The organism is Vibrio sp. FE10, from assembly GCF_030297155.1.
GTDB classification, from domain to species: domain Bacteria; phylum Pseudomonadota; class Gammaproteobacteria; order Enterobacterales; family Vibrionaceae; genus Vibrio; species Vibrio apostichopi.
Genome location: NZ_AP028067.1, coordinates 1305536 through 1329643, shown reverse-complemented (window position 1 = coordinate 1329643; position 24108 = coordinate 1305536). Strand labels below are relative to the sequence as shown.

Annotated in this window: 21 protein-coding genes; 8 read left to right on the top strand and 13 right to left on the bottom strand. The window is 44.8% G+C overall.

What is annotated here, in order from left to right; genetic code table 11:
* Positions 1-42: 42 nt before the first annotated feature.
* The 4 genes from QUF19_RS06070 to QUF19_RS06055 all read right to left on the bottom strand — a co-directional run bounded on the left by QUF19_RS06070 (position 43) and on the right by QUF19_RS06055 (position 5156).
* Positions 43-996, bottom strand: a complete 954-nt coding sequence (locus QUF19_RS06070) for a class I SAM-dependent methyltransferase (RefSeq protein WP_286297518.1) — start codon at positions 994-996, stop codon at positions 43-45.
* 8 nt (positions 997-1004) lie between these two features.
* Complete coding sequence (locus QUF19_RS06065; protein ID WP_286297516.1) at positions 1005-1703, bottom strand: TIGR01621 family pseudouridine synthase; 699 nt, start codon at positions 1701-1703, stop codon at positions 1005-1007.
* Between the two features lie 165 nt (positions 1704-1868).
* Complete coding sequence (locus tag QUF19_RS06060) at positions 1869-3485, bottom strand: methyl-accepting chemotaxis protein (protein WP_102278382.1); 1617 nt, start codon at positions 3483-3485, stop codon at positions 1869-1871.
* Positions 3486-3722: 237 nt separating this feature from the next.
* Positions 3723-5156, bottom strand: a complete 1434-nt coding sequence (locus QUF19_RS06055) for a sodium-dependent transporter (RefSeq protein ID WP_012604350.1) — start codon at positions 5154-5156, stop codon at positions 3723-3725.
* A gap of 367 nt (positions 5157-5523) precedes the next feature.
* Here QUF19_RS06055 and cls point away from each other — a divergent pair, with 367 nt between their 5' ends.
* Positions 5524-6978 (top strand): cardiolipin synthase, encoded by a 1455-nt coding sequence (gene cls / locus QUF19_RS06050; RefSeq protein ID WP_286297501.1) that lies wholly within the window; start codon positions 5524-5526, stop codon positions 6976-6978.
* 200 nt (positions 6979-7178) lie between these two features.
* Complete coding sequence (locus QUF19_RS06045) at positions 7179-8363, top strand: cystathionine beta-lyase (protein ID WP_286297500.1); 1185 nt, start codon at positions 7179-7181, stop codon at positions 8361-8363.
* 90 nt (positions 8364-8453) lie between these two features.
* Here the strand turns inward: QUF19_RS06045 and QUF19_RS06040 are convergent, their stop codons facing one another.
* The 9 genes from QUF19_RS06040 to pspA all read right to left on the bottom strand — a co-directional run bounded on the left by QUF19_RS06040 (position 8454) and on the right by pspA (position 17407).
* Positions 8454-8927, bottom strand: coding sequence for a hypothetical protein (locus QUF19_RS06040; RefSeq protein ID WP_286297498.1), 474 nt, complete (start codon positions 8925-8927; stop codon positions 8454-8456).
* On the bottom strand, positions 8918-9913 hold the full coding sequence (locus QUF19_RS06035) for a winged helix-turn-helix domain-containing protein (RefSeq protein ID WP_286297496.1): 996 nt from the start codon (positions 9911-9913) through the stop codon (positions 8918-8920). The genes QUF19_RS06040 and QUF19_RS06035 overlap by 10 nt, the downstream gene beginning before the upstream one ends.
* Positions 9914-10022: 109 nt before the next feature.
* Complete coding sequence (locus QUF19_RS06030) at positions 10023-10589, bottom strand: DNA-3-methyladenine glycosylase I (RefSeq protein ID WP_286297493.1); 567 nt, start codon at positions 10587-10589, stop codon at positions 10023-10025.
* A gap of 137 nt (positions 10590-10726) precedes the next feature.
* Positions 10727-13837: an efflux RND transporter permease subunit gene (locus QUF19_RS06025; protein WP_102435351.1), complete on the bottom strand. Its 3111-nt coding sequence runs from the start codon at positions 13835-13837 to the stop codon at positions 10727-10729.
* A complete protein-coding gene (locus tag QUF19_RS06020) occupies positions 13830-14915 on the bottom strand; it encodes an efflux RND transporter periplasmic adaptor subunit (RefSeq protein WP_102435352.1) in 1086 nt (361 codons plus the stop codon). Before QUF19_RS06020 ends, QUF19_RS06025 begins: the two co-directional genes overlap by 8 nt.
* Before the next feature lies 1 nt (position 14916).
* The gene (locus tag QUF19_RS06015) at positions 14917-15951 is read right to left on the bottom strand and encodes an efflux RND transporter periplasmic adaptor subunit (RefSeq protein WP_102435353.1); all 1035 of its coding nucleotides are present in this window, start codon (positions 15949-15951) and stop codon (positions 14917-14919) included.
* Between the two features lie 156 nt (positions 15952-16107).
* Positions 16108-16494: an envelope stress response membrane protein PspC gene (pspC, locus tag QUF19_RS06010; RefSeq protein WP_102435354.1), complete on the bottom strand. Its 387-nt coding sequence runs from the start codon at positions 16492-16494 to the stop codon at positions 16108-16110.
* On the bottom strand, positions 16487-16720 hold the full coding sequence (gene pspB, locus QUF19_RS06005) for an envelope stress response membrane protein PspB (RefSeq protein WP_029224500.1): 234 nt from the start codon (positions 16718-16720) through the stop codon (positions 16487-16489). The genes pspC and pspB overlap by 8 nt, the downstream gene beginning before the upstream one ends.
* Before the next feature lie 15 nt (positions 16721-16735).
* On the bottom strand, positions 16736-17407 hold the full coding sequence (gene pspA, locus QUF19_RS06000) for a phage shock protein PspA (protein ID WP_004734604.1): 672 nt from the start codon (positions 17405-17407) through the stop codon (positions 16736-16738).
* A 299-nt stretch (positions 17408-17706) separates the two neighbouring features.
* Here pspA and pspF point away from each other — a divergent pair, with 299 nt between their 5' ends.
* From pspF to QUF19_RS05970, 6 genes are all read left to right on the top strand, one after another.
* Complete coding sequence (gene pspF, locus QUF19_RS05995) at positions 17707-18729, top strand: phage shock protein operon transcriptional activator (protein WP_286297482.1); 1023 nt, start codon at positions 17707-17709, stop codon at positions 18727-18729.
* Positions 18730-18831: 102 nt separating this feature from the next.
* Positions 18832-20454: an ABC transporter substrate-binding protein SapA gene (sapA, locus tag QUF19_RS05990; protein WP_286297479.1), complete on the top strand. Its 1623-nt coding sequence runs from the start codon at positions 18832-18834 to the stop codon at positions 20452-20454.
* Positions 20454-21416 (top strand): ABC transporter permease, encoded by a 963-nt coding sequence (locus QUF19_RS05985; protein ID WP_017108393.1) that lies wholly within the window; start codon positions 20454-20456, stop codon positions 21414-21416. Before sapA ends, QUF19_RS05985 begins: the two co-directional genes overlap by 1 nt.
* Positions 21403-22290: an ABC transporter permease subunit gene (locus QUF19_RS05980; protein ID WP_286297474.1), complete on the top strand. Its 888-nt coding sequence runs from the start codon at positions 21403-21405 to the stop codon at positions 22288-22290. The genes QUF19_RS05985 and QUF19_RS05980 overlap by 14 nt, the downstream gene beginning before the upstream one ends.
* Entirely contained in the window at positions 22290-23291 is a 1002-nt protein-coding gene (locus QUF19_RS05975) for a peptide ABC transporter ATP-binding protein (protein WP_102435358.1), read from the top strand. Before QUF19_RS05980 ends, QUF19_RS05975 begins: the two co-directional genes overlap by 1 nt.
* Positions 23288-24070, top strand: a complete 783-nt coding sequence (locus QUF19_RS05970; protein WP_102435360.1) for a peptide ABC transporter ATP-binding protein — start codon at positions 23288-23290, stop codon at positions 24068-24070. The genes QUF19_RS05975 and QUF19_RS05970 overlap by 4 nt, the downstream gene beginning before the upstream one ends.
* Positions 24071-24108 lie beyond the last annotated feature (38 nt).

The following is a 24108-nucleotide window of genomic DNA, read 5'->3' as shown; positions in this document are numbered from 1 at the left end:
CTCAATATGAGCGGCGTTTTTCTAACTGATGTTTAAAAACAATTAAGCGTCAGCAGAAGCATTAATCTTAAACCTCAGTACCTTAAGGCTTGAATCAAGGTCAACATCGACAAACTCAGGCGGGTTGTCTAAACGCTCAATGAACTCAACGCTTGGCGCTTCTTCTGCCATCGTCTCAATTAGGAAGTTTGGTGATACTGCTGGTGAGTTGACACAAGCAATCACTTCGCCACCTTCTGTTAGGAGCTCAGGCAAACGACGTAAGATCTTTTTGTAATCTTTAGTTAAAGCAAAGCTGCCTTTTTGGAACGAAGGCGGATCGATGATCACTAGCTCGTAAGGGCCGCCTTTCTTGATTTTTCCCCACGACTTGAAGATATCGTAGCCAAGGAAATTAACCGAGCGCATGTCGTGTTCATTCAGACGGTGGTTATCACGGCCTTTATTCAACGAACCGCGAGACATATCCACGTTCATGCATTGGCGAGCGCCACCAGCGATAGCTGCGACGGAGAAACCACAAGTGTATGCGAACAGGTTAAGAACATTCTTATCCTTGGCATTTTCTTGCACCCACTGACGACCATTACGCATGTCTAGGAACAAACCAAAGTTCTGATTACGGCCAATATCTAATTGGTACTTAAGACCATGCTCAACCACAACCGGAGAGTCATTAAGTTCGCCCCATAAAACCTCTGAAGGCGCGCCATCGGCATAGCGGTGTTGCAGAACAATACTCGTGCCCTGCTTTGCTTGCCAGATGTCTTTATTGGTCAAGTCAACCAGTCCGGCTTTAAGAGATGACAAGAACTCATCGTCTACTTCTTTGAATACGTTAACCAGTAGCTGCCCATCAACCCAATCACATGTCAGTTGATCTAGGCCTGGCCAAAACTTACCACGACCGTGAAAAATACGGCGTAGTTCATTCGGCACTTCATTAAGTTGCTGTTCAATATGACTAAAAAACAGAGGTAAAGCTGATGCTTCCATTATTTCACTCACTTAGTATTTAGCTTCGGCCAAGTTAATGACCAAGGTTCAAGCCAACTGTCTAAACCAGCAGACACCATCTCTTGATGCCATTTCTTACCTAAGGAATCGAGGTTCCTTGGGTCGCAGACATATTCGTAGGCTTGTGATTGATAGGTAAATCGAATCGCGAAGGCATGCAGATAGCCTCTATCAGCCTCACTCGATGGATTATAAATAGGGTCACCAACAATGGCCGAGCCGATCGACTTCATCGCAACACGGATCTGATGCGTGCGTCCCGTATAAGGTTTGCATAACAGCAGACGCTCGCCGGGTTCAGCGGTTGCAGATAAAAACTGGGTAATCGCTGGATTTTCTTTGCTTGTCAGTAGTTTCCAGCTTGAACGTCGTGAACGTTCCATATCACCAGAGATCAACCCCTGCTTTTTCTTTGGCTTCTTCGAACCAATCGCAAGGTAGTACTTCTCTACTTCACGCTTTGCGAACAGCTGTGAAAGCTCACTCGCTGCCGAGGCATTCTTTGCTAACAGCAGAATACCTGAGGTCATTTTATCGAGGCGGTGAACGAGATATAACTTCGGCTCATTAAGCGCATTAGCGACTTCTTGCAGCAGCATGGTGTCACCATCGTCTTTGTGGACGCTGACTCCAGGGTGCTTATTAATGAGTAAAAAATCTGAATGGTTCAGAAGAATGTCGAACATGTAAAGGCTAGCTCCATTGTAGAGCGTGGAGTATACCGTGTCTGAACCCAGATTCCAGCTACGAAAAAGCCCAACTAACTCAATAAACATTGAATCATTGGGCTTCTTTTTAATTGTCCGCTTTCAGTAATGGATTTTTAGTCCCTATTGAAAACAAACTAAGCACTAAGCAAGTTTGAACTTACCAACCAGAGCTTCTAGCTCCGCAACCTTGGCATTCAAGCCCAGTGTATTTTCAGAACTGCGAGTCGCCAGTTGCAAGGATTGCTCTGAGATATCACTGATCGCGGTAATATCCGCAGCAATTTCTTTGGTCACAGCCGTCTGTTCTTCTGCCGCGGTCGCGATAGAGTTGACCATGCTTTGTACATTGCCAGCACCGCTAACAATCGCTTCTAGAGCCGATACCGCCCCTGTGCTTTGCTCTACACCAATTTCAACTAAACGACAGTTGTCTTGAGTGTAAGTCACGGCTTCTTGAGTACCAGACTGGATCGATTGGATGATGCCAGACACTTCTTGCGTCGCTTTGGTGGTTCTTTCAGCCAACGCTCTTACTTCGTCAGCGACTACGGCAAAACCACGTCCAAACTCACCAGCACGTGCCGCTTCAATCGCCGCATTCAAAGCCAACAGGTTGGTTTGCTCAGCAATGTCTTCAATCACTTTAATCACGCTACCAATTTGTTCACCATGTGAACCTAGCGTGTTCATCTGTACCGACATATCACTCATTTGAGCAGAGACTTGTTGAATGCTTGCCACCATCTCTACTATCACATTACGGCCATCTTCTGCCGAAGACTCAGAACGTCGAGCTTCTTCATAAGTAGAAGTGCCCTGCTGAGCCACTTCAGAGATGGTTAAGCTTAACTCTTCTGCTGCTGTTGCAATCAGGTTCGCTTTATCCGCTTGTGCCGACGCACCAGAAACGATGTCATGACTAATCGACGACAGTTCTCCGGTAACCGATTGAACTTGGTTGGTCACAGAAGAGATAGAACCCAATAGATCTACCAATGATTTCTGCATCTGGTTAATGGACTGAGCTAAGTCAGCCAGTTCATCACCCGAATCATCAACGATATCTCCGGCCGTTAAGTCACCATTTGCTACACGTCGCGCTACCTGTTCAACGCGAGTTAAACGGTTAGTGATAGAGCTAGACAGTACATACGCAATCACACTACCAAATACAATCGCAATGCCAGACAACACCATAATGGTACGTTCAATCGTGGTAAACGACTCGGTTAATACAAGCAGTGATTGCTCTGTATCCGCACGCTCACTTGCTGATGCTTGGTCTAGTAAGTTTTCAACTGGGATTAAGTTGCTCTCATATAAAGAACGAAGCTGCTGGATATTCGATAACAGCGCAGACTCATCGTTGATCTTAGGTACAAGCTTCGATTCAAACTCTTGAGTGAAGCGTCCCATTAGCTCTTCGATTCGCTGAATACGACGATGGTCTTCTGAGCCTCGACTTTCTAAACGTTTTGCTTCTGCGATAGCTTGAGCAAACTCGTTCTTATTCGAGCGGTAATCATTGAGTGCATTGTCGACCTGAATAATCGCACCTAATGCATCTCGGTAGACGTCTCCTGCTTCATCTATCAGAACAAGGTAAGTGACCGTACCCGGCACATCGTCCATTCTAATTTCATCAGCGCTCTTGTGAGCCCCAATCACTTCTATCCACACAATACTGACTAACGTGACAAGCACCGCCAATATAGAGCCAAAACCGGCATACAGTTTCTTTCTCACTGACAATTTCACACAACACCTACCTAAAAAATACAGGCTCAATTGGCCTAACCGATAAGTATATCGGCTATCACACGGATAACTTTAGTGAATGTAAGGTTTTTATTTTTCGATGATAATTAAGTTAATAGCATAAAAAAACGGGAGCCATTGGCTCCCGTTTCTTAACTTACTGTAACTCGCGATTATCGCTTCTTAGAGCTATGGTTTCTTAGAACTTTAGCTTTTTAAAACTATAGTTTCTTAGAACTATAACTTCTTAGAGATAAGCGCAGAGCCAGCAATGATACCAATACCTAGTAGCATGATTGCACCTTTACCGCTGTCGAAGCCAGAAGAGATACCCATGAACGCTACGATAGCGATAGCTACTGGGATGATGTACTTAACGAGTGTGTACCATAGACCGAATAGTGGGAAAGATACTTCACCGTCGTTAGTGATTTCTTTCTCTAGGTCAGCACGGTTCAGTCTCCAACCAGCGAAGATACATACCAACATACCGCCAACTGCTAGGAAGATCTTATCAGTTAGTAGGTCGAAGATATCGAACGCACCAGTACCGAACAGTGTTGGACCGAAGCCACCAAGTGATAGAGAAGCGAAGATACATAGAATCGCCATTACTACACTTGCAGACAGTACTGCAGTCACACGCTTCATGCCTTTCTCATCGATTAGGTACGAAACCACAACTTCAAGTAGAGATACTGAAGACGTTAGTGCCGCAACACTTAGGCCAACGAAGAACATAAGAGCGAATAGAAGACCAACTACGCCGCCCATTTCAGCGAATAGCTGAGGAACAACAACGAATACTAGACCAGGACCAGCTGCAGGTTCCATACCGAATGCGAACATTGCAGGGAACATTGCAACACCAGCTAGGATAGCAACGCCTGTATCCATCGCTGTAACCATCGCTGTAGTTTGAACTAGGTTCTCTTTCTTCTTAAGGTAAGAACCGTAAGTCAACATACAACCCATACCAAGAGATAGTGAGAAGAATGCTTGACCTAGTGCAGCTAGGATTACACCGCTGTCTACTTTAGAGAAGTCAGGGCTGAATAGGAATTCAAGACCAGCCATCGCGCCCGGAAGCATTAGGCCTTTGATTGATACCACGATAAGGATGATGAAAAGAAGTGGCATCAGAATCTTACCCGCTTTCTCAATACCGCCAGAAATACCCTTCATAACGATGACAACGTTAAGTAGTAGGTATAGGCCCATCCACATAAGTGGTTGAACTGGATTTGAGATAAAGCCACCGAAGCTGTCGCCAATTGCTTCAGGTGCGTCTAGTAGACCACCAGCAATTTTACCGATGTATGCGATAGACCAGCCACCTACTACAGGGTAGAAACCCATGATAAGTAGACCACTGACTACGCCGATAACACCAGCGAACGTCCAACGACGGTCAGTCGATTTAAATGCACCTACTGCTGATTTTTGCGTATGACGGCCAATCGCAAATTCAGTCAGCATGACACTGAAACCAATGAAGATTACAAAAAACAGGTAAATTGCAACGAATGCACCGCCGCCACTTTCGCCTGCTGTGTATGGGAATTTCCAGATGTTACCTAAGCCAACAGCAGAACCTGCTGCAGCCATTACGAATCCTAACTTCGAACCCCAGGTATCGCGGGGTGTTGTGGTTGTATTACTAGTAGCCACGTGTACTCCAAACTTTTGTGTTATGTGATGTTGTGTTTTGCTTTGGGTGGCGTCTTTAAAAGATAAGGTGTATAAAAAAATTTACACACCTAAAAGATTTGATTGACGCTCGTTATATAGCAAGTAAACCAGTTTAAGAATAAAATTGGAAGTGCGAACCGTACATATTTCGTTACCAATGTAAATTTTTATGGTTAAATGCCGACTTTTCGTACAAAACAATCGTTTTCGTCTTAAGTTAACTAAAACTTAACAACTTTCACCTGTTTACCGCTTTTACTCTATTTTGTAAATAGTTGATTCCGCAAATTCCCATATTGGCAAAATAGCATTACTATCTAAGTGTCTCTTTTTTCGAGTATTCAATGTGGAAAAGCTCTACCATTTTTTAACTTTAGCTTCTGTCGCTTTGTACTGGGTTCTCGTAGCCGGTGTGACTTTCCGTGTCGTACTAAAACGACGCTCAGTGAGTGTTTCTCTCGCGTGGCTGATGGTTATCTACATTATCCCGATTGTTGGGGTCGCTTGTTACTTCCTTTTCGGTGAGCTAAACCTAGGTAAAAAAAGGGCTGAGCGCGCACATCGCATGTTTACTCCCTTTGGTGATTGGTTCCGACAATTAAATGATTGTCAGCTCCACCTTCCCGGTAAAATTGGCTCCCCTATCCACAAGATCGATGAGCTTTGTAACAACCGAATGGGCATTCCTGCGCTCAGTGGAAACACACTTTCATTGCAATCTTCACCCAATGAGATCCTACACGCAATTATCGAAGATATAGAAAATGCCCAGACCAGCATCAAAATGGTTTTCTATATTTGGCACCCTGGCGGCCTCACTGATTCAGTCGCATCGGCTTTAATACGAGCGGCGAAACGCGGTGTCGATGTTAAGGTTTTACTCGATTCTGCAGGTAGCCCTCGATTCTTCAAAAGCCATTGGCATTCAATGATGAAAGACGCTGGCGTTCACGTTGTGCAAGCATTAGAAGTTAGCCCTTGGCGTATTTTTTTACGACGTCTCGATTTGAGGCAACATCGTAAAATCATCGTGATTGATGAGACCATTGCCTACACAGGTTCAATGAATATGGTCGATCCTGCGTATTTCAAACAAGGTTCAGGCGTAGGTCAATGGATCGACGTCATGGTGCGCGTGACTGGGCCTACGGTTAACGTATTGTCTGCAATTCATGGTTGGGATTGGGAAGTTGAAACAGGTGTACGCATTCTTCCTGACCTACCGGAGTGTGCTGTCGAAGAAATAAAGACTCATCACCCAGTGCAAGTGGTTCCGTCTGGTCCGGGTATGCCGGAATATTTGATCCTGCAAGTTCTGACCATTGCGATTAATCAGGCGAATCACTCTGTTCGTATCACTACGCCCTACTTCGTACCCAGTGCCGACTTACTAGAAACACTTAAAATGACCGCGCAGCGTGGTGTTAACGTAGAACTGATTATTCCACACAACAACGATTCATTGATGGTCAAATGGGCTTCTCGCGCGTTTTACACAGAACTTCTTGAAGCTGGCGTAAAGATCTATGAGTTTTACGGTGGCCTTCTTCATACCAAATCGGTAGTGATCGATGAAGAGTTTTGCTTGATTGGGACGGTCAATATCGACATGCGCAGTTTGTGGCTGAACTTTGAAGTGACGCTTGCTGTGGATGATGTGCACTTCACTCAACAGCTATCTGAATTACAGCAGTCCTATATTGATTCTTCTCATCCTGTTGAATTGGAACAATGGGAAAAAAGGAATTTGAGAAACCGTTTCTTTGAAAGGCTGTTCTACTTATTTAACCCGCTGCTCTAACGTGAACAAAGTCGCGAATACATCAAGACGTTAAAATCTATCACGACTTTTATATCTATCGCTTTTTAGCCTTTCATTGAAAAACGCACTGAAAAGTTAAAAAGCGAAAGAAAACCGTAAAAACTCAACCTCTCCTCTTGCTTTGATGCCTCTTCGCATGTTTTAAATAGGACATAACCGATCGATAAGGAATTCACAGCATGTCCGAAAGTAAAACCACCAAACTCATCACTGCAGGTCGTGATAAGAAGTGGACCAATGGCGTCGTTAACCCACCCGTGCAACGCGCTTCAACTGTTGTTTTCAACACGGTAGAAGAGAAACGCAAAGCGACCGTTAATCGCGCTAACAAGACACTTTTCTACGGACGCCGTGGCACCACGACTCATTTCGCATTTCAAGATGCAATGGTTGAAGTTGAAGGCGGTGCAGGCTGTGCTCTATACCCTTGTGGTACTGCAGCAATCTCAAACGCAATCTTATCGTTTGTTGAAACCGGTGATCACATCTTAATGGTCGATACCTGTTACGAGCCGACGCGTGATTTCTGTGACACCATCATGAAGAAGATGGGCGTAGAAACGACTTACTACGAACCAACGATTGGCGAAGGTATCCAAGACCTTATCAAGCCAAATACCAAGGTATTATTTACCGAGTCTCCGGGTTCAGTAACCATGGAAGTTCAAGATGTTCCGACTCTGGCTCGTATTGCTCACGAACATGACATCATCGTTATGCTTGATAATACTTGGGCGGCAGGTGTGAACTTCTCACCGTTTGATTTCGGTGTTGATATATCGATTCAAGCAGCGACCAAATACATCGTGGGCCACTCAGATGTCATGCTAGGTACCGCTGTTGCCAACGAGAAATGCTGGGATCAACTGCGAGAACAGAGTTACTTGATGGGACAATGCGTGTCTCCAGATGACGCTTATCTTGGTCTTCGCGGTATTCGAACTCTTGACGTTCGACTTCGCCAACACGCTGAAAGCAGCTTAAAAGTCGCTAAGTGGTTAGAGACTCGCCCTGAGGTTGACCATGTTCGTCACCCTGCTCTTGAGTCTTGCCCTGGTCATGAATTCTTTAAGCGAGACTTCACTGGCGGTAATGGCCTGTTCTCGTTCATTCTGAAAAATTCAAATCCACAAGCGACCACAGCTCTACTTGATGGTATGACACACTTCAGCATGGGTTACTCATGGGGTGGATTTGAGAGTTTGATTCTAGCCAATGAACCGAGCAGCTTTAACAGCTTGAGAACAGTAGCAAATCCAAACTTCGAAGGAACACTGATACGCGTTCATATCGGCTTGGAAGACGTCGATGACTTGATTGCAGACCTAGAGGCTGGCTTAGAGCGTTACAACGCTCTAGTTTAATCTACGTTGATAATTCATCTAGAAACACAAAAGGCAGGTATATCCTGCCTTTCATTTATTTGGCTTTGTATATAAGCGTCATAAGCAATACTATTTCTGAACCTTAAAGCACGCCCAGTTAAAGATTTCAGAACGGTGCTTATTGAACAAATACAGGGACTGATCCTTGGCCAAGATAGAGTAATCAATAGTCACCCCTTTGTACTCGCTGTATTCCTGATTAATGATTGGGTCATGGAAAGGTGTCGCGGTTCTCACATCAATAATGCTCATCGATAAATGATTCCCATCAAGACCGTAATATCCGGAATAAAGATTTTCCATTGTACCTTCGTTTCCGTCTTTCTCTGTGATCGTCACAAACTCTCTCATACTAAATGTTTGATCTGACTGAAAAGTAAGACTCATCCGCTCATAAAGCGATTGATACGGTTGGAATGCCTGAGATAAAAAGTCCGTTTTGAGCGTTTTACAATGCCATCGAGTGCCCGCCAATGAGTTTTGTTCTAACAGAAAACTCGCTGCAGCAATTGCCAATAGAATGAGTAAGCCAATTAATCGCAAAAGTGACTCCTCTTTTCCATATGCTTTGCAAATGACTCAAAAGACGTCTCTACATTGAAAATCGTCGCGCCATAATTGAAAGCCTCACCATCCTTCCTTTGAACCAACATGTATAACGCGTCATTCTCTGGCTGGTCAACCGATGGGTAAATACGAACAAAAACATCCACATTGCAATGGTTAGGTATTACATCTGTGAGCTTTTGAGTAATCGCGGGCAACGAATAGGCTTCATTGCGAACAATATGGAAGAAGTAGTGATTCGTATTGTCTGTGTAGCTATCTTTATATTCCGCTTTATCAACGAAATAAGGTGATGGCTGATAGTAGGTTTTGTAAAGGTTGAACGCCGTTACGGCTAAGCAGAGTAAAGCGAGCAGATAACCCGCTTGAACGAAATACACATTACTTTTTGTTTTTGAAATATCGAGCTCAGCGGAGTTTAATTCTTGGTTTGAGGCCGTGTTTAGCTTTGGGTTTAGCTCAATTATCTTGGACGAGTTTGCTTCGGTACAAGTTTCTTTCGTCACTGACACTTGTTGGGTGACAGAAGTTTGTGACTTAAAGTTTAAGTCCTCAGACGGAGAAGTTAAGTCTTCACACAGAAAGTTGGCTTCAAACCCCTCAGGCGTCGCCTTAGAGAATGAAGCCTCAGTGTTGGCAGACTTTATCGACTCATCGATTTCCAGCGAGTAACCGGTCTTACTGACGGTACGAATCGTCGCGCAGCCACAAGTGACTCTAGACAACGTTTTTCTAACCTTGGATATCACATTGGTCAGCGCTTGTTCTGAGACAATCACATTGCCCCAGCATCTATCAAATATCAGACCTCGTTCAATGCATTCACCGACGTTTTCTAACAAGAAAAGAAACACCTTCCCTTCTAGTGGCGCGATAGTTTCTACATGGCCGTCTTCACGCACAAACTGCCTAAGTAAAGGATCGTAAGTAGCACCACATATTTGGTAGTTTTGTTGTTTCACTATCGTTGTCTACATTTGAATTCGGTCGCATATAATATGGAATAGTTTATAAATGGCCAGTGAATTTTCCAGTTTTCAATCAATTATTTCGCGACGATAAATAACACTTTTATTTATAAGGACAACCGACCACATGATCGTTAACCATCCCCGTTGCCTGCATAAACGCATAACAGATTGTTTCTCCTACAAACTTGAAGCCTCTTTTTTTCAAAAACTTGCTCATCGCTTTTGATTGATCTGTAGAAGCGGGAACTTGAGACATCTCTGTCCATTGATTCTCGACCACCTTGTTATCGACAAACTGCCATAACGCGTTAGACAGAGAACCGAACTCCTTTTGAAGTTCAAGTGTTGCGCGGGCATTGTTATAGACAGAGGCTATCTTTCCCTTATGCCTAACCACATCAAAATTCTCAATGACATTTGGCACATCGTCTTCGTTCATCGACGAGAGCTTATTCAGATCATAATTATCGAAAGCAGCACGATACCCTTCTCGCTTCTTAAGTATAGTAATCCAGCTAAGGCCAGCTTGTGCGCCCTCTAAGGTAATGAACTCAAACAAGACTTGATCATCGTAAACCGGTACACCCCATTCCTTGTCGTGATATTCCCTTTCAAGCTCGTGCTTGAGTGCCCATGCACACGTTCGATCCGATGCATTTATTTCCATTTTAAGCCTCTTTATTTAAGGTCTTTTGACCTTTAACCATTAGCAATTAATTATTAGCCATTAGCAACTTAGCAACTTAGCAACTTAGCAAAAAATAATGCCCCATTAAGGGGCATTCATTCTTAGGGTAACTAATATTACCTTACTTCAATTTTATGAAATAAACGGTAAAGCACAGGAACAACAATTAGTGTCAGTACTGTTGCAAAGCCCAAACCAAACATAATGGTTACCGCCATTGGTTTGAAGAAAATATCAGGCAGTAGTGGGATCATACCAAGAATGGTCGTGATCGCCGCCATACATACCGGACGTACACGACTCAATGCCGCATCCACTACCGCTACATACGGATCTTTACCTGATTTCATCTCAATCCCAATCTGATCGAGCAATACAATACCGTTCTTGAGCAGCATTCCCGATAGACTCAAGAAGCCTAACAGCGCCATGAAGCCAAAAGGCGTGTTCAAGGCCAGTAGGCCAGTCGTCACCCCTATCAAGGCGAGTGGTACCGTTAGCCAAACAATCAGCGGCTCTTTCACTGAGTTAAACAAGAACACAGTGATCAAGAACATGAACAAGTAACCCAAAGGCATCGTCGTAAACAATGACGCTTGTGCATCTGCCGACGATTCATATTCACCACCCCACTCGAGTGAATAACCCGGTGGCATTTCGATTGCTTCGATTTGTGGCTGCAAACGTTTTTGAAGCGTTGATGCTGTTTCTTCGCCCAATAAGTCCGGGTCAGCCATAACCGTTAGCATGCGCTTACGGTTCTTACGAATGATCAACGGGTCTTCCCACTCTAGCTCGTAACCTAACGTCACTTGCTGTAGCGGAATGTACTCACTTAATGCAGGGCTCCAAATCTTCATGCCTTCGATGTTACGAATGTCGATACGCTCATCTTCCGGCAAACGCGCCACGATAGGCATCAGCGTCGTACCATCGCGGTATACACCAATCGACTTACCTGAGAATGACATCGCTAGGAAATCATCAACGTCAGACTTAGTGATACCGTAACGACGAGCTTGGCTTTCATTGAACTGAGGCTCTAACACCTTAGTTCTTTCACGCCAGTCATGACGAACGTTATAAGCGCCTGAATCCGCACGCATCACATCCATCACCTGAGAGGCAATAGAACGAAGAACCGTCGGATCGGAACCGACAATACGAGCTTCAATCTTCGCACCGCCACCTGGACCTAATTCAATCTGTTTAAGCTTGTAATCGATCTCAGGGAATTGCGTATCAACATGTTCACGGAAACGAAGCATAAGCGCTTCAAGTACTTCATAGCTCTTCACACGAACCGTAATTTCGCCGTACGCGCTATAACTTTTCTCCGGTGAATAGGTCAACATAAAACGCTGTAAACCTTTACCCGCAGTGGTTGTAATGTGCTCGGATTCCTCTTGCTCCGATAACCAGTTTTCCAGCACTTTAAGTTTGGTGTTGGTTGCTCGGATATCCGTACCTTCGGGCATCCATACATCGACTTGGAACATCGGTGTTGTAGAAGATGGGAAGAAAGCTTGTTTTACAAAACCAAAGCCGTAAACGCTCGCACCCAAGCCTATAACCAAAACAAACATGGTTAACCAAGCTCGTTTCATACAAAATTCTAGAAAGTTTTTGTAGATAACGAAAACCATCCCGTTGTATGGGTCTTTGCCTTCGCTATCAGGATCTACCTTCTGACCTTTGAAGAAAATATCCGCGAAAAACGGGGTAATCGAGATTGCAGTAAACCAGCTCAACATTAACGAGATAAGTAGAACCGTAAACAAGGTGCCACAGTATTCACCCGTCGAGTCTTCAGATAGACCGATTGGAGCAAAAGCCGTAACCGCAATGACGGTCGCACCAAGCAGTGGCCATTTTGTTTGAGTGACGATATCAGTGGCGGCCTGCATCCGGGATCGCCCCTTTTGCGTGCCGATCAATATCCCTTCCACCACCACAATGGCGTTATCCACCAGCATCCCCAAGGCAATAACCAATGCGCCCAGTGAGATACGCTGTAGATCGATTTTGAAGTACTGCATGAAAATGAAGGTACCGAAAACGGTCAACAACAGTATTAAACCAATCAACAGGCCGGAGCGAAGCCCCATAAAGAACAGTAGTACGATAATTACGATGGCAACCGCTTGTCCGAGGCTGACAACAAAACCACTGACCGACTTATCCACTTCTTTTGGTTGGTTATAAACCTCAGAAATATCTATCCCAACGGGCTGTTGATACTTAAGCTCCGCCAAACGTCGGTCAAAGGCTTCACCTACCGCCACCACGTTTACGCCTTGAGCAAAGGACACCCCGAGGTTGAGGGCTAGTTTTCCGTTGTAACCAATAATATTGGTGGGCACTTCAACATAACCACGAGTCACGTCGGCAACATCTTTTAAGTAGATAAGCCCTTGAGCGCCACCTTCCGTCAGAATCAAATCGCCAAGTTGTTCAACGTTTTGAAACTCGCCCGTTGGATGGATACGTATATATTCATCGCCGATCCGAACTGCGCCAGCACTGGAGACAATATTTTGGGTGGATAGTAGGTTAAAGACGGTGCTTGGAGATATCCCAAGTGAGCTTATCCGCTTCATCGATATCTCAATGAAAACTTGCTCTTGCTGTTGACCGGAAACAGAGACTTTACTGACCCCATCAACCAGTTCTAGCTCTCGCCTTAGGTAATCAATGTAATCGAGTAACTCTTTATAACTGTAACCATCACCCGTTACGGCAAGCAAAATACCGTAAACGTCACCGAAGTCATCAATGACTTGAGGATCATTCACCCCGGGCGGTAACTCCACCTTGAGATCATTGACCTTACGACGCAGTTCATCCCAAATTTGCGGAAGATCGTCGGGGCCGTAGTTGTTTTTCATGGTGACCGTAACCTGTGATAGGCCACGACTTGAAATAGAGTTAACCTCATCCACATAAGTAAGCTGTTGTATCGCTTTCTCTAGTGGGTAGGTCACTTCCTCTTCCACTTGTTGCGGCGTAGCCCCAGGGTATGAGGTAACAACCATTGCATCTTTAATGGTGAAAGCTGGGTCTTCTAAACGACCTAAGCCAAAGAACGCAGAAACACCACCAATCAGAAAGATCAGCGATAGCATCCAGCTAATAACTTTGTTACGTATAAAGTAAGACGCGACACCTGTGATCTGGTCATCACCTTGTGGAGCGTCATTTTGAGGCTTGTTATTCACTTCACTCATTGTTCGTCTCCTGAGACAATACTTCCACTGTCATCCCATCACGCAATCGAGATACGCCCGCAACAACGACATGCTGCCCCATTTCTAATCCTTTGATAATCTGCAATGTTTTCTGATTTGCTTTGCCTAACACGACTTGCTGCTTAGAGACTGTATCGTCATCATTAAGAACCCATACGTAAGAATTTGTACGAGTGAGGTCATCCCCATCGGCATTGAACACCGCTTCAATTGGGATAAGCACGCCAGCTTTTAGCTCAAGGCCGATATCTCTACCGTGCGAAGTCACTTCAACCGCCATGCCATCAAGAATCAGATCATCTTTGGGCATCGGCAGTGCTAACGTTACGGTGAAGGTACCCGTGCTTGGATCGGGCTCAGTCGTAAACTCTTTGATTCCAGCGGAGTACTCATTGCCGCTTGGTACTCTCACTAAAGCTTCAACGTTAGAAAGGATCGTCTCACTAGGTTGATTTACGTAGATTTGATCCGGAAGTTGTATAATAACTTCGACATCTTCAACGCTATGAATATTCACGATTTGTTGGCCAACTTGAATATTTTCATATTGGTCGACACTGACACGCGAAATAATCCCATCCACAGGGGCACGAAGTTTAGTAAACGACAAACGCAGTTTTGCCAATTCAAGTTCGGCGTAAGCAATTTGGCGTTGAGCTGCGATTTCATCAAACTGAGACTTAGCCAATAAGCCTTTTTTGACCAGCGGGCTCGAACGTCTGTATTGGCTATCAATTACGGTGTATCTCGCTTGAGCGTTGTCGACATCTAATTGGTAATCAGTCGGATCAAGCTCAGCAAGAATGTCGCCCTCTTTTACGCGCTCGCCTTCTTTAACATCCAGCTTAAATATCTCACCTGCCACTCGAAAACTAAGATGAGCTTTTTCAGCAGCATTGGCGACGGCTGGGAAATAGAGTTTGTCATTAAAGTCGAGAACCGAAATTTCAATCGCTTTGACGAGAGGAAGCTTGTCTGATTCAGTGCTGCCCTTGTCTTTACAAGCAGTCAGCAAAGCTAGACAAGATAGGCCGAGAGCCATTTGAATTGTCTTCATGTTAAAGCCCCCTTTCCTTGATCCACTCGCGAACCTTAACGCCAGATTCAAGTCCGTTAACACCAGAAGTCACCACGCGGTCACCATCATTTAAACCGGAAACAATATGACGTTTTTCGTCAATCACGATTGCAACTTGTTCAACAATGCCGTCGTTATTCACGCGCCATACAGAGACATCATCCCCGTCAGTCATCATCGCTGAGGTTGGAATCTTGGTTGCCGCCGCTATTGCTGACACCAGCTTCACCGTGCCAGACATACCCGGCAAGATCCCGATATCCGTCGGTCTCTCCATGATCATGGTAACTTTGTAAGAACCTGTTTTTGGATCCGCTTCGGTATCGACCTCTTGAAAAGTCAGTTCGTAAAAATGTTCTGGAAAAGCATCGAATACCATGGTCGCGTCTGTTTCAAAACCTGAAGAAAAGCGAGTAATTAATTGGTCAGGTAATAGAAAGACGACTTTGAGGATTTGATTGGTTTGAATATTCATTACCCCTTGCTTTGCCGCAATATACTCGTGGTTTTCAGCAGGAATAATAGAAATGGTGCCTTCATAAGGCGCAATTAATGTGGTGTAGCGTAAGTTGGCTTTGGCTTGATTAAGTACAGCTCGAGCAGAGTTGTGGTTGGCTTTCGCTTGATCAAAATCTTGCTCTGAGACCACTCTATCTTTACGCAGTTTAATCGCACGCTGATATTGCACATCGGCAAGCTTGAAGTTAGCTCTGGCTTGTTTCTCTAGTAACTGATACTCATCAGGGTTGAGCATCGCGAGTTTTTCACCTTTTGATACTTGTTGACCAGCAGTAACATCAAGCGTTTGCAGTAAACCTGGAACACGAAAGGCCAAGACAGCTTTATCGCCCGCTTCGGTGGTGGCGGGGAAATTTCGTTCAAAGGCATTATTACCAACGGAGACAGTGAAAAGTTTAGCAGGTCTTGATTCGGGCTCTGGAACAGGAGGCAGCTCCTTACCACACCCAGATAACCCGGACAGGGTTACCAACAGGACTAGGGAGGCTTTGTACATGGTGATCATCCATATCTATAAGTATCTTATTAACATAGATTAATCACATGTAAGTTACCAGTTATCGTAATATTTATTTAGACAAAATTATTAAAAAAAATAACGGCTTGGGATAAATTTTCCTAAACCGTTCTCTATTATTTTTAGGGTAACAAACTACATGTTCTTAAATGCACGATCGACTTTAAAGGTGTCGGAAGTAACATAAGCTTCCATGTTGCGTACACTGGTCTCTAACGTCTGGAAATCACCCTCTAAAGTGTTCAATAACGACTCAGCCGTTTGCCCTTTTTCCCAAGGCTTTTGCTTTAGCGTGTGCTCTTGCTTGGCTTTCATTTCATCGACATACTTAGGTGGTTGTTTTTCAAGCATAAACGTTAAAGCTAAATACGCCAATAGGACAAGAAAGCTACCACCAAGCAGCGCCGCAGAGATAACCAAGATGCGAACCAACCAAACTTCCAGGCCAAAATAGTTCGCTAACCCTGCGCACACTCCAGATAACTTACCGTTAATTGGGTCGCGATACAGTTCTCTACTCATAGTTTCGTCTCCAGCTTGGCGACTCCGCATCCAGTATTTTTTCCAGTGTTTTTACACGATCTTGCATGGATTCAGCTTGTGCAGAAAGCTTATGCAGACGATCAAGATCCGTTTCTGAAAGACCATTACTGGATTTCTTCTTGCTACGGTAATGTAAGAATAACCATAGCGGTGCCACAAAGATTAAAAAGACAATCAGTGGACCTGCAATTAGAAATGTTGACATAGACAACTCCTAGAATTATTTATCGCGGTTTTCAACTTGTTGCTTCAGTTTAGCCAGCTCTTTTTCAATTTCATCTTGAGCTTGTAGATCTGCAAATTCTTGGTCTAACGATTTTGCGTTACCTGTTTTGGCGTAAACGTCCGCTTCAGCTTCTAATTCATCCACTTTACGCGAGAATTGCTCAAACTTCGCCATTGCTTCGTGGGTTTTGCTTGAATGCAGATGCTTTTGAACATCACGACGATTGCTTGCCGCATTATTACGAATCATTAATGCTTGCTGCTTTGCACGTGTTTCTGCAATTTTGGTTTCAAGCTTGCCAATCTCACTGGTCAGCTTTTCGATGGTTTCATGAACCAACGTTTGCTCGGTGTGAAGGCTCTTGATGATGTCTTCTAGCTTTTGCTTTTCGATTAAAGCCGCTCTTGCCAGATCTTCACGTTGCTTAGTTAGAGCAAGTGTTGCTTTATTTTGCCAATCTAGAATCTGAGTTTCGATAGCTTCAACTTTACGCGCTAGCTCTTTCTTATCTGCGATTGCTTTTGCTGAGTTGGTGCGAACCTCAACCAGCGTGTCTTCCATTTCTTGGATAATCAGGCGAATCATCTTTTCAGGATCTTCAGCCTTATCTAATAATGCACTGATGTTTGAATTTACAATGTCTGCAAAGCGAGAAAAAATACCCATGAGGAACTCCTTAATTACAATGATGGCAAATGTGCTTTAAATCGATGTTCGACTTCTCAGTCCACTTGCTCAAAAATTTACGTTTGTTGTTAAACCTACCATAAGTAATCCAAGTAGCGTGCCAACTTTTAAGCCATTTATTATCAATAACTTACAATAAAATGGTGATTAGCTCGAACCATGCTATGATGAATTTAGCCAAGTATTGGTATTTTTCACCACTACTCTCCTAAATTAAGCTATTTAAATAAAGCACTCTAATAACATCCACTGGCGCTCAAATCTCACAAGGACCCGCTATGCAGCAGAATCTTATTGGTGAATCCCCAAGTTTTCTCTCTGTTTTAGATAAAGTTTCTCAATTAGCACCAATCGAAAGACCCATTTTGATCATTGGGGAGCGTGGTACTGGTAAAGAGCTGATTGCGCAAAGGTTGCATTACCTTTCAAGACGCTGGGATCAACCTTTGATCTCGCTGAACTGTTCAACACTCAGTGAGGGGTTGATTGACTCGGAGTTGTTTGGTCATGAATCCGGATCATTTACCGGCTCAAAAGGACGCCATCAAGGGCGTTTTGAAAGAGCAGAAGGTGGGACGCTATTCTTGGATGAGTTAGCAACAACCCCTCTTTCGGTTCAAGAGAAACTATTACGCGTTATTGAATACGGCCAGTATGAGCGTGTAGGCGGACAAAAAGCATTAAGTGCCAATGTCAGGCTAGTCTGCGCAACCAATGCCGACCTACCCGCTATGGCACTCAAAGGTGAATTCAGACCCGACTTATTAGACAGACTGGCGTTTGATGTCATTACCATTCCTCCGCTTCGCGAAAGAAAAGAAGACATCACATTGCTCGCTGAGTATTACGCCATCAAGATGTGTCGAGAGCTCGAACTGGATCTTTTTGTCGGCTTTGCACCATCAGCTGTCGAGGCACTGCTTGATTACTCTTGGCCCGGAAACGTTCGAGAACTGAAAAATGTTGTAGAGCGCGCCATCTATCAGCACGGCAAGAACCCATATCCTATTGAATATTTGGTATTTAACCCGTTTCAACCAGCGTGGAAAAATGACCAAGATTCTACTCAGGAAATTGGCAATGAGCCAACCAACGACCATACTTCATCTGAGGGTTCATTTTCTTTGCCTCTCGATTACAAAGCATGGCAAGAGCAACAAGATATCAAACTACTCAATCAAGCCCTAAAGCAAAGCAAATACAATCAGAAACAAGCCGCCGAATTACTTGGGTTAACCTACAACCAATTACGTGGAATGGTGAGGAAGTACGCGATTGTCGGACAAGCGAACGATAAATAGCTGTCCACGCTTGATTATTATTTGGAGCCGAATAAATAAAATGTTAAATTGTCCGGATCTTGAGGCTCCTCTAACGCCTCGTTTCGAAAAGTATTTCTTTTTATGAAAGCACTAATAAGACTATCACTGAGCATCTGCACGCTTAGCTTTTTAGCTGGATGTGGTGAAAGTGTCGATCACGAGCAAATCCGTGAAAAAGGCTTCACTTATTGTGGCCAAGGTAACCCTAGTACGTTCAACCCACAACTGGTTGATAGTGGCATTACCTCTGAATCGTTGAGTCCTCAAATCTTTGACACGCTGCTCACTCTTGATCCAATGACATATCGACCAAAACAGAACCTAGCAACCAGCTGGTCTGTCGATAAATCAGGTACAGAGTACACCTTCACATTGCGACCAAACGTTTCGTTCCAAACCACCGATTGGTTTACACCGACTCGTAGCTTGAACGCACAAGATGTGGTCTTTAGTTTCGAACGTATTGTTGATAGCTCCAACCCATTCCATTATGTGGGTGGCGGTTTATACCCATGGTTCGCTGGCATCGATTTTCAGAATCTGATTGTTGATATCACGGCTGTCGATGACCTAACCGTAAAATTCCAATTAAGTCGCCCAGACAACTCATTTCTCAATAATATTGCCACCAGCTACGCCGTCATTCACTCCAAAGAATACGCCAACAAGCTTGTTGCCTCTGACGAGAAAAATGAACTCGACTCTAAGCCTGTCGGTACGGGACCTTTTTACCTAGACGAATACCAAATCAATGACCTAGTGCGCTTGAAAAAGAACAAGCACTACTGGAAGGGTGAGGTACAAATGGACCAAGTTGTGTTCGACACATCACAACGTGGTACCGGAACACTGGCCAAGCTTCTTCGCAGTGAATGTGATGTGTTGAATTCACCGATCTCTAGCCAAATCCCAATTATTCAAGCTCATGAAGAGTTAAAGATTTCTGCGACGCCTGCGGTGAATGTCTCTTTCATCGCGCTAAACACTGAGCATCCTGCATTGCGTGACTCCCGCGTAAGAAAGGCTTTGAATTTAGCCATCAACCGCCAAAATATTCTCGACTCGGTTTATTACGGTACAGGCACGAAAGCCTACACACTGTTGCCTCCAACTTCTTGGGCTTACCAGAAAGACAGCGTTCAAGTTCGCTATGACCGCAACTACGCCGTTGCTCTTCTCAAAGAAGCTGGTGTAGAACCAGGGCTTGAGCTATCGATGTGGGTGCCGCTAGAACCAAGAGCTTACAATCCGAGCCCAAGAAAAACCGCAGAATTAATCCAAGCTAACTTGGCCGACATAGGCATCGAACTGAAGCTCTATACCGATGACCGATTCGACCGTACACAACTGTCTTCTATCGCCTCTACCGATCTGCTTCTGACTGGCTGGATTGGCAATACGGGTGATCCAGATAGCTTCTTACGTCCATTACTCTCTTGCAGCTCTGAACGTGCCGGGTTAAACGTTTCTATGTGGTGTAATTCAGACTTCGATTTCCTTTTGGATCTCGCTTTGGAAATCAATCAACAAAGGCACCGTGTGAACTTGTATCGACAAGCCCAAAACATTCTCAATGAAGAAGTTCCTGTGATCCCTCTGGCTCACGGTGTTCAATTTCGCGTGCACGACCGATCGCTGACCGGCTTTAAACAAAGTCCGTTCAATGCCCAACCTTTTGATCAAGTCAGAAGAGAGGTGCGCTGATGTTTTGGTACACATTAAGACGCGTTAACTTATTCGTCATTACCCTCGCTATTCTTACGTTAGTGGGCTTTTCCCTACTTCGATTAGACCAAACTTCACCTTGGGCGATTCAAGATTTTTGGCCCGGTTGGATTAGCTATATCACCGAGTTATCAACGCTTAACTTTGGTTTGAGCAAGCATGGCGTGCCGATCATTGATGAGCTGGTTGTGGTATTCCCTGCCACTCTAGAGCTGTGTTTCTTCGCCTTTATTCTGGCGTTATTCATCGGTATTCCTTTTGGTACGATTGCGGGCATGAGACAAGGCAAGTTTGTCGATACCACCATATCGTTTACCTCGATGGCAGGTTACTCGGCACCTATCTTTTGGGTCGCGTTGCTGATGATCATGGTGTTCTCTTTACACTTCGAAATGTTCCCAGTTGGCGGTCGTTACGATCTTCTTTATGAAATTGAACATGTGACTGGATTTGCGATGATCGATGCGTTCTTCGCTGAAGGTAAATATCGCGCGCACGCTCTGCAGAGTGTCATAGAACATATGGCATTGCCTTGTCTGGTTTTAGCATTAGCGCCAACCACTCAGGTTATTCGATTGATGCGCGCATCTGTGGCGGAAGTGATGACACAAAACTACATCCGTGCAGCACGAATTAAAGGTCTTTCAACGCGAGAGATCGTCACCCAGCACGTGCTAAGAAATGCGATTCCACCGATCATTCCAAAGGTCGGTGTTCAACTATCGAGTATGTTAACACTGGCTATTATCACTGAGTCTATCTTCAACTGGCCGGGCATTGGTCGCTGGTTACTCGACGCTCTGTCTAATCAAGATTACGTTTCAATTCAAGCGGGTGTGATTGTGGTCGCGACGTTGGTTTTGACTGCGAATATTTTGTCAGACCTGTTGGGCGCAATGGTCAATCCACTGGTAAGGAAGGAATGGTATGCTAACAAATAACGTCTACCAGGAAGAACAAATTCCAACCCAGTTTGAGCGTTTCTGGCGAAGCTTTCGTACCAACAATCTAGCGATGTTTGGGTTATGGTGTTTGGGACTGATCATTTTAGTGACGATAACCTCACCTTGGTTGGCACCACACGATTCTCAAGAACAAACGGGCCATTTGTTAACGCCGCCCTCTTGGGATCCGGCTGGCACGGTTGAATATTTCCTAGGTACTGATGACTTGGGTCGAGACATTCTTTCTCGTCTGATTATTGGGTCACAGCTGACCTTTGGCGCAGCGGTTATCATTACCTTCATTGCAGCGGTCATCGGCTGCCTGATTGGCGTTCTCGCGGGCATGACACGTGGGTTGTTATCAAGCACGCTAAACCACCTGCTTGATACCGTTATGTCGATTCCGTCTTTGCTGCTCGCGATCATCTTCGTGGCTTTTCTCGGCTTTGGTGAATTTAATATCTTACTGGCGCTGTGCTTGGCTTTAATACCGCGCTTTATCCGCTCGGTGTACATTGCTGTGCATGCTGAGGTAGAGAAAGACTATATTCTTGCTTCGCGTCTTGATGGTGCGAATGACTTCTATTTGTTATGGAACTCGATTGTTCCCAACATTCTGACCGTTGTTGCGCTTGAGATTACACTGGCACTGTCAGTCGCCATTCTCGACATCACCGCTTTGGGCTTCTTAGGTTTAGGTGCACAAGCACCGAGCACTGAGTGGGGCTCAATCTTGGGTGACTCAGTCGAACTGATTTACCTAGCACCATGGACAGTAACCCTACCTGGCTTAGCTATTATGTTTACCGTTATCGTTGTTAACCTCGTGGGTGAAGGTGTTCGCCAAGCGCTAAATGCAGGAATCGAATAATGCCGTTACTTGATATTCGACACCTAACCATTGAAATTGAAACCCCGCAAGGGATGGTTAAAGCCGTTGATCGAATGAGTATTACCCTCAATGAAGGGGAAATTCGTGGTCTGGTGGGTGAATCTGGCTCTGGTAAAAGCTTGGTGGCCAAAGCGATCGTCGGTGTTTGTAAAGAAAACTGGAAAGTGTCTGCCGACCGAATGCGCCTTGGCAATATCGATTTGCTTCAGCTGACACCGAAAGAACGACGTCGTGTCATAGCGCGCGATATCGCCATGATCTTCCAAGAACCATCGACCTGTCTTGATCCCTCTGAAAAAGTGGGTCATCAGCTAATTGAAGCGATTCCTTCATATTCTTTCGAAGGCCGATGGTGGCAACGATTCAAATGGCGTAAGAAGCAGGCCGTTGCTCTACTGCATAAAGTCGGCATTAAAGATCACTCTCGCCTGATGGACAGCTATTCGTATGAGCTGACTGACGGTGAATGTCAAAAAGTCATGATTGCGATGGCGATTGCAGCCAAGCCAAAGATCTTGATTGCCGATGAGCCGACTAACGATCTCGATCCAATCACACAATCGCAGATCTTGCGCTTGTTGAGCCGGATGAATCAACTTCACAACACGACGATTCTCCTCATCGGGCACGATTTAACGACCATCACCCAGTGGGCAACACGAATCACCGTGATGTATTGTGGTCAATCCGTCGAATCAGCGGATACAGCAAAGCTGTTGGATGTGCCAAAGCACCCCTATACAGTTGCACTGCTCAAAGCGATGCCCGACTTCAACGATTGGATTCCACACAAAGAAAAGTTGCAGTCGCTGCCAGGATCAATCCCTCCATTGCAGCATCTACCGATTGGTTGCCGATTAGGGCCACGCTGTCCTTACGCACAAAGACAGTGTGTTGAGATCCCTCATACCAAACGGATTAAAAGCCACAAATTTAATTGCCACTTCCCTCTCAATATGGAGAAGAAAAAGAAATCATGAGTGCATTATTAGAAGTCAGTGATTTATCAAAAGACTTTACGACACGCTCTGGCCTTTTCCGTAAGAAGATCCATCAGGCAGTTAAACCTGTGAGCTTTAGTCTGGAAGCCGGCCAAACCATTGGTTTTATCGGCCAAAACGGCTCTGGTAAATCGACATTGGCACGAATGCTTGCAGGTATGGTAGAACCCACTTCAGGCGAAATTCGAGTTAACGGTGAAAGACTGGAGCACAAAGACTATTCGACGCGCTGTAAGCTGATTCGCATGATCTTCCAAGATCCCAACACCTCACTTAACCCGCGCATACAGATCGGTCGAATCCTTGAAGGCCCTTTAAAGCGAAATACAGGCATGCCTCCAGAAGCGCGTATGAAGCGCGTGAAAGAGACTTTGCTGCGTGTTGGACTGTTACCAGAGCACGCTTACTTTTACCCGCAGATGTTAGCGGCTGGTCAAAAACAAAGGGTATGTTTGGCGCGCGCCTTAATCCTTCAACCATCAATCATTGTTGCAGACGAAGCGTTGAATGGTTTAGACATGGCGATGCGTTCTCAGATCATTAACCTGTTCTTAGAGCTGCAAGAAGAGATGGGCGTATCGTTTGTTTACGTGTCTCAGCATATCGGTATCGTTAAGCACATCACCGATAAGATCATTGTCATGCACGAAGGAAACGTTGTTGAGTCTGGGGAGACACATGAAGTGCTCACCAACCCAACCCACCAGATCACTCAAAGACTGGTAGAAAGCCATTTCTTCAAAGCACCGAACCACTAGCTCACAAACTCGCTCCCATCGCTAATAAGAACGTAGAG

Coding starts and splice junctions, on each gene's coding strand:
- QUF19_RS06070 (WP_286297518.1), bottom strand. CDS start 996: ATGGAAGCATCAGCTTTACCTCTGTTTTTTAGTCATATTGAACAGCAA.
- QUF19_RS06065 (WP_286297516.1), bottom strand. CDS start 1,703: ATGTTCGACATTCTTCTGAACCATTCAGATTTTTTACTCATTAATAAG.
- QUF19_RS06045 (WP_286297500.1), top strand. CDS start 7,179: ATGTCCGAAAGTAAAACCACCAAACTCATCACTGCAGGTCGTGATAAG.
- QUF19_RS06030 (WP_286297493.1), bottom strand. CDS start 10,589: ATGGAAATAAATGCATCGGATCGAACGTGTGCATGGGCACTCAAGCAC.
- QUF19_RS06025 (WP_102435351.1), bottom strand. CDS start 13,837: ATGAGTGAAGTGAATAACAAGCCTCAAAATGACGCTCCACAAGGTGAT.
- QUF19_RS06020 (WP_102435352.1), bottom strand. CDS start 14,915: ATGAAGACAATTCAAATGGCTCTCGGCCTATCTTGTCTAGCTTTGCTG.
- QUF19_RS06015 (WP_102435353.1), bottom strand. CDS start 15,951: ATGTACAAAGCCTCCCTAGTCCTGTTGGTAACCCTGTCCGGGTTATCT.
- pspC (WP_102435354.1), bottom strand. CDS start 16,494: ATGAGTAGAGAACTGTATCGCGACCCAATTAACGGTAAGTTATCTGGA.
- pspB (WP_029224500.1), bottom strand. CDS start 16,720: ATGTCAACATTTCTAATTGCAGGTCCACTGATTGTCTTTTTAATCTTT.
- pspA (WP_004734604.1), bottom strand. CDS start 17,407: ATGGGTATTTTTTCTCGCTTTGCAGACATTGTAAATTCAAACATCAGT.
- pspF (WP_286297482.1), top strand. CDS start 17,707: ATGCAGCAGAATCTTATTGGTGAATCCCCAAGTTTTCTCTCTGTTTTA.
- sapA (WP_286297479.1), top strand. CDS start 18,832: ATGAAAGCACTAATAAGACTATCACTGAGCATCTGCACGCTTAGCTTT.
- QUF19_RS05985 (WP_017108393.1), top strand. CDS start 20,454: ATGTTTTGGTACACATTAAGACGCGTTAACTTATTCGTCATTACCCTC.
- QUF19_RS05980 (WP_286297474.1), top strand. CDS start 21,403: ATGCTAACAAATAACGTCTACCAGGAAGAACAAATTCCAACCCAGTTT.
- QUF19_RS05975 (WP_102435358.1), top strand. CDS start 22,290: ATGCCGTTACTTGATATTCGACACCTAACCATTGAAATTGAAACCCCG.
- QUF19_RS05970 (WP_102435360.1), top strand. CDS start 23,288: ATGAGTGCATTATTAGAAGTCAGTGATTTATCAAAAGACTTTACGACA.